Below are 11,816 nucleotides of genomic sequence, written 5' to 3'. Positions count from 1 at the left end.
ACCCCTCTCCCGCAAGCGGGAGAGGGGCTAAAGAAGACCGTCATCCCCGCGAAGGCGGGGACCCAGCGACGTTGCTCCAATAACCGTCATTCCCTGCGGGAACCCATGGACGTGGTTTTCGACATCTCCCTCGCTTAAGACAAGCGCACAAAAAAGGCGCGGAAACCGCGCCTTTTTCATTGCGACAGTTGGACTCAGTCGCGCGACTGCAGCTTCGACAGCAGGCGCAGGAATTCGACGTACAGCCACACCAGCGTGACCATCAGTCCGAATGCGCCGTACCACTCCATGTACTTCGGGGCATTGTGTTCCACGCCGCTCTCGATGAAGTCGAAATCCAGCACCAGGTTCATCGCTGCGATGACCACCACGAACAGGCTGAAGCCGATGCCGATCAGGCCGGACTCGTGGATGTAGGGCACGTTGATGCCGAACATGCCAAGGCCCATCGTCACCAGATAGAGCAGGGCGATGCCGCCGGTGGCCGCGGCCACGCCGAGCTTGAAGTTCTCGGTCGCCCGGATCAGGCCCGAGCGATAGGCGAAGAGCAGGGCGAACAGCGTGCCGATGGTCAGCATCACCGCCTGCAGCACGATGCCCTCGAAGCGATGGTTGTACATGGCCGAGATCGCACCGAGGAAGAAGCCCTCGACCAGCGCGTACAGCGGCGCCGTCACCGGCGACCACTCCTTCTTGAACGCGGTGACCAGGGCCAGCACCAGGCCGCCGATCGCGCCGCCCCACAGGTAGGGGCCCGCGCCCACCGCGCCGGCGGCGGTGAAGCTGATCTGGCTCCAGGCGAAGGTCGCGGTGATCACGCACAGCAGCAACAGCAGGCCGGTCTTGTTGACGGTGCCGGCCAGGGTCATGGCATCGCCGTCGCGGCGCACCACCGTGCCGCTGCCGAGGTCCAGAAACGTCGTGTCCTTGAGTGCCGGATTGCCGCTGCGCATGGGTGTCCCCTTGTTTCGGATCGATGGAATGTGAACGGGGCGAGCATACACGTTGTCATGGAGCGCGCTGCCGTGGTGTCGGTTCGCGGCATCGCGTCGTTGACAGGGACGCGTCGTCCGCCCAAACTAGCCGGCCTTTCGCGGCGTTGGCGCGCAACGAAAGTCCGGGACTCGGGGTATAGCTCAGCCTGGTAGAGCGCCAGCTTTGGGAGCTGGATGTCGTGGGTTCGAATCCCTCTGCCCCGACCATCCGCCAGGTGCTCGACCGTCGTTCTGCCGAGTGCCAGTTTCGAGTGTCAGTTAAGATGCGACGCTGGCGCCCGTAGCTCAACCGGATAGAGCACCGGCCTTCTAAGCCGGTGGTTGTGGGTTCGAGTCCCGCCGGGCGCGCCAAAACCAGTGGGCCGGCATGTATGCCAAAAGCCCGCGAAAACAAGCTTTATGGTGGCTGTAGCTCAGTTGGTTAGAGTACTGGATTGTGATTCCAGATGTCGGGGGTTCGAGTCCCCTCAGCCACCCCACTTTGTTGTTGCGTGATGTTGGCGAGATCGATTTTTGTTGTTATGATTTCGCCCCTAAGTTGTTCCGGGCCGTTAGCTCAGTTGGTAGAGCAGTTGACTCTTAATCAATAGGTCCAAGGTTCGAATCCTTGACGGCCCACCAATCCCGGAAAAGCACCTGGCAACCCCAGGTGCTTTTTTCTTTTCCGGCGCCAAAACGTCGGAGTTCCGGCCTAGAATGCCGCCGCGACGGTCTCGTCCCCGGGCTGGCTGCGCGAAAGTGGCGGAATTGGTAGACGCCCTGGATTTAGGTTCCAGTGCCGCAAGGCGTGCGGGTTCGAGTCCCGCCTTTCGCACCAGCCCGCCCGAACAAAAGGCGGCCGAAATGGCTGAGCGAGCCGTCGCGAGTAGCCACCCCAACGAACCGGGCTTTTGCCGCCCCAGCCGTACCGGCAGGCTGCCATTGCAATTGAGAGAGCGCTCGCGAGTAGCGACCCCAACGAACCAAGGTTTTTGCCGCCCCATGCCTGCCGGCAGGCGGCCATCGCAATCGAGCGAGCGCTCGCGAGTAGCCATCTCGCCGGGTCCGGCTTTTGACGCCCGGGCCGGCCCCGTTCGGCCCCCACAGCCGCCTCTCCCTGAATCCGTCACTACGCTGGCGGCGCGGCCCGTAATCGGCGAAACTATTCCGTTCCGCTGGCCGGCGGGCTCGTTTTCGCTGCGGCCGCGGTCGGACAGGATCATCAACATCGTGCCGTGGCTGGTCGCCGCGGTGGCAGGAGTGGATATGCAAGTTTCGGTCGAATCGCTCGGCAACCTCGAACGTCGCATGACTTTCAGCCTCCCGGCGGATCGCCTGGAAGCCGTGGTCGGCGGCCGCCTGCGCGAGATCTCGCGCGGCGCCAAGATCAAGGGTTTCCGCCCCGGCAAGGTCCCCGCCAAGGTGATCGAGCAGCGCTTCGGCGCCCAGGTCCGCGCCGAGGTTCTCGACGGCCTGCTGCGCGAAGGCTTCAGCAATGCCGTGCGCGAGCAGTCGCTGCAGATCGCCGGCAACCCGCAGATCGTCCCGGCTTCGGACGCTGAGCTGGCCTACGTGGCCACCTTCGAAGTGGTGCCGGACTTCGGCGACATCGACGTCGCCAAGCTCAACGTCATCCGTCATACCGCCGAAGTCAGCGATGCCGACATCGACGCGATGATCGAGAACCTGCGCATGCAGCGCCGCAGCTGGAGCGCGGTCGAGCGCGAAGCCGCCGCCGGCGACGCGGTCGAGATCGAGACCTGGTCGCAGGCCGGCGACGACCGCCTGCCTGCCGAGGGCGTCGAGCGCGGTGCCACGATCATCGGTTCGGCCTCCATGCTGCCGGCGATCGAGTCGGCCCTGGTCGGTCTCAAGGCCGGCGAGGAAAAGGTTGCCGACATCGAGTTCCCGCCGGAATGGCGCGTGCCGCAGTTCGCCGGCCGCACGGTCCAGGTCCACCTGAAGGCGACCAAGGTCTCCGAGCCGGTGCTGCCTGAGGTCGACTTTGCCTTCATCAAGAGCTTCGGCGTGCGCAGCGGCGATGCGGAGCAGTTCCGCGCCGACATCCGCAGCAACCTGGAGCGCGAGCTCAAGGGGGCGCTGATGACCCGCCTGCGTCGTGAAGTCGGCGAGCAGCTGATTGCCGCCTACTCGCACGTCGAGATGCCGCCGAAGGTGGTCGAAGGCGAAGCGCGCGACATGGCCCGCCAGACCATCGAACAGGCCCGCCGCCAGGGACGTGCCATCGGCGAGATCCCGGCCGACGCCCACATGGGCTTCATGGACGCCGCGCGCAAGCGCGTGCTGGTCGGCCTGGTCGTCGGCGAGATCGCTCGTCGCAACGATCTGCGCCTGGAACCCAAGCGCGTCACCGAGACCCTGCAACTGATCGCCTCGACCTACGAGGAACCGCAGCAGGTGATCGAGCTGTACCGCAACGACGCCCAGCTGATGTCGGGCCTGCAGTCGCGCGTGATGGAAGAGCAGGTGATCGACTGGATCGCCGAGCGCGCCCAGCACACCGAGCAGCCGATGTCGTTCAACGAGGCGATCCGCCAGTAACCGCTGCGCCCGGCGCCACGACGGCGGCACCGCGAAGGTGCACTCCGTCGTGGTCGGCGGGCAGTGGCGTGCGTGCCCCTTGCGCTCCGGTCCGGTTGGCCCCAATTTGACCGTACTACGCTTCCAGTTAGCGCCCAATCCCAGACCCAAGGTGCCGTTGAATCCATGGACAACCTGACCCGAGCCTTGAACCTCGTCCCGATGGTGGTCGAACAGACCAGCCGCGGCGAGCGTGCCTACGACATCTATTCGCGCCTGCTCAAGGAGCGCGTGATCTTCCTGGTCGGCGGCGTCGACGACCATGTCGCCAACGTGATCGTGGCGCAGATGCTGTTCCTCGAGGCCGAAAACCCCGAGAAGGACATCAGCCTGTACATCAACTCGCCCGGTGGCGTGGTCACCGCCGGCATGGCGATCTACGACACCATGCAGTACATCAAGCCCGACGTGAGCACCATCTGCGTTGGCCAGGCGGCTTCGATGGGCGCGCTGCTGCTGGCCGCCGGCGCCAAGGGCAAACGCTATGCGCTGCCCAATTCGCGGGTGATGATTCACCAGCCGCTGGGTGGCTTCCAGGGGCAGGCGACGGACATCGACATCCACGCCCGCGAGATCCTGACCCTGCGCCAGCGCCTCAACGAGATCCTCGCCAAGCACACCGGCCAGGCCCTTGAGACCATCGCGCGCGATACCGAGCGCGACAACTTCAAGAGCGCCGAGGCCGCGCGTGAGTACGGCCTGATCGACCAGGTGCTGGAGCGGCGCCCGGATGACTCGATCCAGACCTCCTGAGACAGCCTCCTGATTCTCTCCAAGTCCTTGATCCAGCAATCATTTCGGCCAACGAGCCGGCCCGCGAAGCGGGCCGGGGCGCTGTGTTATTCTCGGGCCGTAGCACCTGAACGCGTCCAGCCTTGGGCGGGTTCTGACACGAGCACCACCAAAAGCACCACTTGGGCACAAGCATGAGCGACGACCGACAGGGCCGCAGCACCGGCGACAGCAACAAGATTCTGTATTGCTCGTTCTGCGGGAAGAGCCAGCACGAGGTCCGCAAGCTGATTGCGGGCCCGAGCGTGTTCATCTGCGACGAGTGCGTCGAGCTGTGCAACGACATCATCCGCGAGGAACTCGAGGAAAAGGCGCAGTCGGCCCGCAGCCACCTGCCCAAGCCGCGCGAGATCCTCGAGGTGCTCGACCAGTACGTGATCGGCCAGACGCGCGCCAAGCGCACGCTCGCGGTCGCCGTGTACAACCATTACAAGCGCATCGAGAGCCGTCAGAAGAACGACGACGTCGAGCTCGCCAAGTCCAACATCCTGCTGGTCGGCCCGACCGGTTCGGGCAAGACGCTGCTGGCCGAAACGCTGGCGCGCCTGCTCAACGTACCGTTCACGATCGCCGATGCGACCACGCTGACCGAAGCCGGCTATGTCGGCGAAGACGTGGAAAACATCATCCAGAAGCTGCTGCAGAAGTGCGACTACGACGTCGAGAAGGCGCAGCAGGGCATCGTCTACATCGACGAGATCGACAAGATCTCGCGCAAGAGCGACAACCCGTCGATCACCCGCGACGTGTCCGGCGAAGGCGTGCAGCAGGCGCTGCTCAAGCTGATCGAAGGCACCGTCGCCAGCGTGCCGCCGCAGGGCGGTCGCAAGCACCCGCAGCAGGAATTCCTGCAGGTCGACACGCGCAACATCCTGTTCGTCGTCGGCGGTGCGTTCGCCGGCCTGGACAAGATCATCCAGCAGCGCAGCACCGAGGCCGGCGGCATCGGTTTCGGCGCCAAGGTCAAGAGCAGCGAGCGCAAGTCCGACATCGGCAAGCTGCTGGCCGACGTCGAGCCGGAAGACCTGATCAAGTTCGGCCTGATCCCCGAGTTCGTCGGCCGCCTGCCGGTGGTCGCCACCCTCGAGGAGCTCGACGAGCCGGCGCTGGTCAAGATCCTGACCGAGCCGAAGAACGCGATCACCAAGCAGTTCAAGAAGCTGTTCGACATGGAAGGCGTGGAACTGGAGTTCCGCCCGGACGCCCTGGCCGCGATCGCCCGCAAGGCGCTCAAGCGCAAGACCGGTGCCCGTGGCCTGCGCACCATCGTCGAGTCGGTTCTGCTCGACACCATGTACGAGCTGCCCTCGCTGGAGAACGTCAGCAAGGTCGTCGTCGACGAGTCCGTGATCGACCACAAGACCGAGCCTTACCTGATCTACCAGACGCCGCCGGCCGCTCCCAAGGTCGCCTCGGCCGACTGAGCCGGCCCCTCCGAAGGAGGGTTGCCCGGCCCCTCCCGGCCGACCGGCCGGGAGCCAGCGTCAATGTGCGCTTATTCAGTGCTAATTGCCTGATTAATAAGGATTAATTGTGACCGGCCCGCAGCTTTCCCTGCGCGCCGCTTGCATCCTTTCACGCGGACCCCCATAACCGTGGCCATGGGCTTTGAAGCCCACCGATCCCTCGGGCGCCAAGCCCGTCCACGCCTATTCCGGAGTTCCCCCCCCATGTCCGACTCACCAGAACGCGAGACGCTGAGCCTGCCGGTGCTGCCGTTGCGCGACGTCGTCGTGTTCCCGCACATGGTGATCCCGCTCTTCGTCGGTCGTGACAAGTCCATCCATGCCCTGGACCAGGCCATGGAAGCCGACAAGCGCATCCTGCTGGTCGCCCAGAAGTCGGCCGAAACCGACGACCCGGGCGCCGCCGATCTGTACCAGATCGGCACGCTGGCGCAGGTCCTGCAATTGCTCAAGCTCCCCGACGGCACGATCAAGGTGCTGGTCGAGGGCGTATCGCGCGTCAACGTGCACGACGTCACCGAAACCGGTGGCGCGCTCACCGGCCAGGCCGAAGTCGTCGAGCCGGAGAACGACCGCGAAGAGCGCGAGATCGAAGCGATCGCGCGTTCTCTGATGGGTCTGTTCGAGCAGTACGTCAAGACCAATCGCAAGCTGCCGCCGGAACTGATGCAAACCCTGTCGGGCATCGATGAGCCCGGCCGCCTGGGCGACACCATCGCCGCGCACCTGGGCGTGCGCATCGGCGACAAGCAGAAGTTGCTGGAAACGCACGGCATCGGCACGCGCCTTGAACTGCTGGTCGGCCTGGTCGACGGCGAGATCGACGTGCAGCAGCTGGAAAAGCGCATCCGCGGTCGCGTCAAGTCGCAGATGGAGAAGAGCCAGCGCGAGTACTACCTCAATGAGCAGATGAAGGCGATCCAGAAGGAACTCGGCGAGATCGATGACGCACCCAACGACATCGACGAGCTGACCCGCAAGATCGCCGAGTCCGGCATGCCCAAGCCGGTCGAAACCAAGGCCAAGGCCGAGCTCAACAAGCTCAAGCAGATGTCGCCGATGTCGGCCGAAGCCGCGGTCGTGCGCAACTACCTCGACTGGCTGCTCGGCGTGCCGTGGAAGAAGCGCAGCAAGATCCGCAAGGACCTCAAGGCCGCGCAGGACGTGCTCGACGCCGACCATTTCGGCCTGGAAAAGGTCAAGGAACGCATCCTTGAATACCTGGCGGTGCAGTCGCGCGTGAAGCACATGAAGGGCGCGATCCTGTGCCTGGTCGGGCCGCCGGGCGTGGGCAAGACTTCGCTCGGTCAGTCCATCGCCAAGGCGACCAATCGCAAGTTCGTGCGCATGTCGCTCGGCGGCGTGCGCGACGAGGCCGAGATCCGTGGCCATCGCCGCACCTACGTCGGCTCGATGCCGGGCCGCATCGTGCAGAACCTCAACAAGATCGGCAGCAAGAACCCGCTGTTCGTGCTCGACGAAATCGACAAGATGTCGATGGACTTCCGCGGCGATCCGTCGTCGGCGCTGCTGGAAGTGCTCGATCCGGAGCAGAACAACGCGTTCAACGACCACTACCTGGAAGTCGACCTCGACCTGTCGGAAGTGATGTTCGTGGCGACGTCGAACTCGCTCAACATTCCCGGCCCGCTGCTCGACCGCATGGAAGTGATCCGCATCCCGGGTTACACCGAGGAAGAAAAGCTCAACATCGCCATGCGCTACCTGATGCCCAAGCAGATCAAGGCCAATGGCCTGAAGCCTGAAGAGCTGAAGGTGGCCGAGAGTGCGGTGCGCGACATCGTGCGTTACTACACGCGCGAGTCGGGCGTGCGCAGCCTGGAGCGCGAAATCGCCAAGATCTGCCGCAAGGTGGTCAAGGAGATCGCGCTCGCCGGACCGAAGGCGAAGAAGGCCAAGACCACGGCCGTCAACGTCACCTCGAAGAACCTCGACAAGTACCTGGGCGTGCGCCGCTACGACTTCGGTCGCGCCGAGGAGCAGAACGAGATCGGCCTGGTGACCGGCCTGGCCTGGACCGAAGTGGGCGGCGATCTGTTGCAGATCGAGTCGACGCTGGTGCCTGGCAAGGGCCAGTTGCTGCTGACCGGCCAGCTTGGCGACGTCATGAAGGAATCGGCCTCGGCCGCGCTGTCGGTCGTGCGCGCGCGCACCGACCGGCTCGGCATCGACCTGGATTTCCTGCAGAAGCAGGACGTCCACGTCCACGTGCCCGAGGGCGCCACGCCCAAGGACGGCCCCAGCGCCGGCATCGCCATGGCCACCGCCCTGGTCTCGATGCTCACCCGCAACCCGGTCAAGGCCGACGTCGCCATGACCGGCGAGATCACCTTGCGCGGCCGCGTGCTGCCGATCGGTGGCCTGAAGGAAAAGCTTCTGGCCGCGCTGCGCGGCGGCATCCACACCGTGATCATTCCGGACGAGAACCGCAAGGATCTGGTCGACCTGCCCAAGGCGGTGACACAGGGCATGAAGATCATTCCGGTGAAGTGGATCGACGAGGTGCTCGACATCGCCCTGGAACGCCCGCTGGCACCCGTGCCGGCATCGGGACAAGGTGAGGTACCGGTGCGCGAAGGCTCGGCCACTGTGACGCAGGCGGACCTCAAACACTGATCGGTTGCACTTGTTCCGATCACGTCGATGACGCTGGAAGCCGCGCCACAGCTAGCTTTCAGGCTTGCACCCCCAAAATGCCACTGGTATAACGGCTGCGACCGCGCAGATCGCTGACATCTTCAGCATCTGCGCGGCACCAGTCGATCGGGCGCATGTCCCGATTATCAGAACATGCGGCAACATCCGCACAGGGAGTCAAAACGAATGAACAAGGCTGAGTTTGTTGGCGCCGTCGCCGAAGCTGCCGAGCTGTCCAAGACCGATGCCGCCAACGCCGTCGACGCCGTGATCAGCGTCGTCACCAAGGCGCTGAAGAAGGGCGACACGGTGACGCTGGTCGGCTTCGGCACGTTCCAGGTCCGCAAGCGCGCTGCCCGCCAGGGCCGCAACCCGAAGACCGGCGAGACGATCAAGATCAAGGCCTCGAAGAATCCTTCGTTCAAGGCTGGCAAGGCGCTCAAGGATGCCGTAAACTAAGCGACTCGCACGCGGGTGCTTAGCTCAGCGGTAGAGCGTCTCCTTTACACGGAGAGGGTCGGGGGTTCGAAACCCTCAGCACCCACCAAAAAGCGCCAGTTTGTGAAACGTCTTTTAGAGTCAGGTTTTCAAAGTGCGGAGTGGTAGTTCAGTCGGTTAGAATGCTGGCCTGTCACGCCGGAGGTCGCGGGTTCGAGTCCCGTCCACTCCGCCAGTTTCGCCAAAGGCGCCGGCAACGGCGCCTTTGTTTTCCAAAGGGTAAGGGCAATGGATTTCCGTCTTTGGCGGAACCTCAAAGCCAGGTTTCAAAGCGCGGAGTGGTAGTTCAGTCGGTTAGAATGCTGGCCTGTCACGCCGGAGGTCGCGGGTTCGAGTCCCGTCCACTCCGCCAGTTTTACCGAGGGCACCGGCAACGGTGCCCTTTTTTCTTCATGTATGGCGCGCCTCTGGCGCCCTTCTTTTGAACCGCGCCGGCAACGGCGCGTTTTTTTTGGGACCAGCCGACAGTCCGGACGTCCGGAACCCTTCTGCGGCTCCGGGTCCGCCGCCGGGCGGCTTTCCCGCCCCGGTCTGGCCCCCGGTCGCCCCGTGCCTCCTACACTGCCGGCCCCGTTTGCAAGCCTTCAAGCACGCTAAACTGTCGGGCTTACGACTCACGCGTGCCGGATATGCTGCAGAAACTTCGCGACAAGACCTCGGGCTGGATCGCCACCGTGATCCTGGGCCTGTTGATCATTCCTTTCGCCTTCGTCGGCATCGAGCAGTACCTCGGCCAGCGCACCGACAACTCGGTGGCGAAGATCGACGTGCCGCCGACCTGGTGGCCGTCGGCGCCGTCGTTCTGGCCGGTGTCGGTGTTCTGGCAGCACGACTCGATCGGCATCGACGAGTTCCGCCGGACCTTCGAACAGGCGCGCCAGCAGCAGCGTGCGCAGCAGGGGGAGGCGTTCGACGCGCGTGCGTTCGAAAGCGTCGACAACAAGCGCGCGATTCTCGACGACCTGATCGATGCTCGCGTACAGCAGCTCTCCGCGCAGCGCGACGGCATGGTCGTCAGCGATGCGATGGTGCGCAAGTCGATCCAGGAAGTCCCGGGTTTCCAGGTCGATGGCAAGTTTGATTACGCGCGTTACAAGCTGGCGCTGGCGTCGCAAGTACCGGCGCTGAACGAGCGCCAGTTCGAACAGCAGGTGCGCGAAGGCCTGCAGCAGTCGATGATGTCGATAGGCGTGGCCGGCAGCAATTTCGTCACCGCCGCCGAAATGGACCGCCTGTTGCAGCTGATGGGCGAGCAACGCGATGTCAGCGTGCTGCCGCTGCCGGCCCCGGTCGCCGACACCGCTGCGGTGACCGCCGCGGAGATCCAGAAGTGGTACGACGGCCATGCCGCGCAGTACCGCGCGCCGGAAGCGGTGGCGATCGAGTACGTCGAGATCGACAGTGCGACGCTGGCGGCCCCGGCGCCGGCCGATGAGGCGACGCTGCGCCAGCGCTACGAGCAGGAAAAGAACCGCTTCATCGAAGCCGAGCAGCGCCTGGCCTCGCACATCCTGGTGCGCGTGCCCGAAGGCGCCGACGCGGCCGCGCAGAAGGCCGCCGAACAGAAGGCGGCCCAGCTGGCCACGCAGGCAAAGGCAGCAGGCGCCGACTTCGCTGCGCTGGCCCGAGCCAACAGCGACGACAGCGGCTCGCAGGCCGTTGGCGGCGATCTGGGCTGGGTCAGCAAGGGCATGATGGTCGGGCCGTTCGAGGACGCATTGTTCGCGATGAAGCCGGGCGAAGTCAGCTCCCCGGTCAAGAGTGAGTTCGGCTGGCACGTGATCCAGTTGCGCGAGCTCAAGAGCGGCGCGCAGGAGAGCTTCGAGCAGGTGCGTGATGCGCTGGCCCGCGAGCAGGCCGAGGCCGATCGCGAGCGCGTGGCCAGCGAGTTCAGCAGCCGCCTGGTCGACCTGACCTTGAAGAATCCGTCCTCGCTGGCGCCGGCTGCGCGCGAGATGAACATCCCGTTGCAGAAGGCCGGTCCGTTCTCGCGCACCAACGCGCAGGGCATCGCCGCCAATCCGGCCGTGATCCGTGCCGCGTTCTCCGACAACCTGATCCTGGACGGAACCATCAGCGATCCGATCGAGCTGGCCCCCGGCCACAGCGTGTTGATCCGCGTCACCGCGCACACGCCGGAGCGGGCGCTGCCTTTGGCCCAGGTCCGCGACCAGGTGATCGCGGCGGTGCGTGCCGATCGCAGTGCCCAGGCCGCGCGCAAGGATGCCGATGCGCTGGTTGCGCGCCTCAACGGTGGCGAGACGCTGGAGGCGATTGCGGCCTCGCGCCAGCTGCCGCCGCCGCAGGTGCTGCCGGGCGTGCCGCGCGGTGCGCCGGTACCCGAGGCCAGCGTGGCCGATGCGATCTTCGCCGTCCCGGCTCCGGTCGCCGGCAAGGTTTCGCCGGGTCAGGCACAACTGGCTGACGGTCGCATCGTGCTGTTCGCGGTGAGCAAGGTGACGCCGGGAGACGTGGCGTCGATGCCGGTGCCGCAGCGCGAGATGCTGCAGCAGCAGATCGCCCGCATCGGCGGCTCCGATGACGTGCGTGCGCTGGTCTCGCAGTTGCGCAAGCGCGTCAAGGTGACGGTGGTCGAGCGTAATCTCTGATTGCGCCTGGCGACTGATGCGTACGAAAGGCCCGGCAATGCCGGGCCTTTTTCTTTTGGGGCAATGCAGCACGTGGCGCTTCGCGAGCGAGGAGTGAGGCGAGAAGCTTCGAGCGTGAAGCCGAGGCTTGATGCTTCCGATTGGCGTCGTCCGCCGGGCCGGGGATTGCTCCGCCCCTTAGTCGGACATCCTGTCCGAATGCGGGGCGTGGGCCATCC

Annotated in this window: 7 protein-coding genes and 8 tRNA genes; 14 read left to right on the top strand and 1 reads right to left on the bottom strand. The window is 65.0% G+C overall.

The window, feature by feature from the left end:
• Positions 1-194 precede the first annotated feature (194 nt).
• Entirely contained in the window at positions 195-953 is a 759-nt protein-coding gene (locus AC3A3X_RS17575; RefSeq protein WP_487584272.1) for a Bax inhibitor-1/YccA family protein, read from the bottom strand.
• 172 nt (positions 954-1,125) lie between these two features.
• On the opposite strand from AC3A3X_RS17575, the gene AC3A3X_RS17570 reads away from it, so the two are divergent.
• From AC3A3X_RS17570 to AC3A3X_RS17505, 14 genes are all read left to right on the top strand, one after another.
• Positions 1,126-1,202: transfer RNA gene (locus tag AC3A3X_RS17570), tRNA-Pro, on the top strand.
• A gap of 67 nt (positions 1,203-1,269) precedes the next feature.
• Positions 1,270-1,346 (top strand) — tRNA-Arg (locus AC3A3X_RS17565).
• A 51-nt stretch (positions 1,347-1,397) separates the two neighbouring features.
• A tRNA-His gene (locus tag AC3A3X_RS17560) sits at positions 1,398-1,474 on the top strand.
• A gap of 66 nt (positions 1,475-1,540) precedes the next feature.
• Positions 1,541-1,616 (top strand) — tRNA-Lys (locus AC3A3X_RS17555).
• A 111-nt stretch (positions 1,617-1,727) separates the two neighbouring features.
• A tRNA-Leu gene (locus AC3A3X_RS17550) sits at positions 1,728-1,812 on the top strand.
• Positions 1,813-2,240: 428 nt separating this feature from the next.
• Positions 2,241-3,536: a trigger factor gene (gene tig / locus AC3A3X_RS17545; protein ID WP_487584271.1), complete on the top strand. Its 1,296-nt coding sequence runs from the start codon at positions 2,241-2,243 to the stop codon at positions 3,534-3,536.
• 165 nt (positions 3,537-3,701) lie between these two features.
• Entirely contained in the window at positions 3,702-4,328 is a 627-nt protein-coding gene (gene clpP, locus AC3A3X_RS17540) for an ATP-dependent Clp endopeptidase proteolytic subunit ClpP (RefSeq protein ID WP_487584270.1), read from the top strand.
• A gap of 173 nt (positions 4,329-4,501) precedes the next feature.
• Positions 4,502-5,791, top strand: coding sequence for an ATP-dependent Clp protease ATP-binding subunit ClpX (gene clpX / locus AC3A3X_RS17535; RefSeq protein ID WP_158734065.1), 1,290 nt, complete (start codon positions 4,502-4,504; stop codon positions 5,789-5,791).
• A 246-nt stretch (positions 5,792-6,037) separates the two neighbouring features.
• On the top strand, positions 6,038-8,470 hold the full coding sequence (gene lon, locus AC3A3X_RS17530) for an endopeptidase La (RefSeq protein ID WP_487584269.1): 2,433 nt from the start codon (positions 6,038-6,040) through the stop codon (positions 8,468-8,470).
• Positions 8,471-8,677: 207 nt separating this feature from the next.
• A complete protein-coding gene (locus AC3A3X_RS17525; protein WP_158734067.1) occupies positions 8,678-8,950 on the top strand; it encodes an HU family DNA-binding protein in 273 nt (90 codons plus the stop codon).
• A gap of 13 nt (positions 8,951-8,963) precedes the next feature.
• A tRNA-Val gene (locus tag AC3A3X_RS17520) sits at positions 8,964-9,038 on the top strand.
• 49 nt (positions 9,039-9,087) lie between these two features.
• Positions 9,088-9,164: transfer RNA gene (locus tag AC3A3X_RS17515), tRNA-Asp, on the top strand.
• A 100-nt stretch (positions 9,165-9,264) separates the two neighbouring features.
• Positions 9,265-9,341, top strand: a tRNA-Asp gene (locus AC3A3X_RS17510).
• A 277-nt stretch (positions 9,342-9,618) separates the two neighbouring features.
• Positions 9,619-11,598, top strand: coding sequence for a peptidyl-prolyl cis-trans isomerase (locus AC3A3X_RS17505; protein ID WP_487584268.1), 1,980 nt, complete (start codon positions 9,619-9,621; stop codon positions 11,596-11,598).
• The last annotated feature ends 218 nt before the right edge of the window (positions 11,599-11,816 follow it).

Source organism: Lysobacter sp. Soil_N_23 (assembly GCF_057656135.1).
The sequence above is the reverse complement of the archived record's forward strand: the minus strand, read 5'-3'. Positions and strand labels throughout refer to the sequence as shown.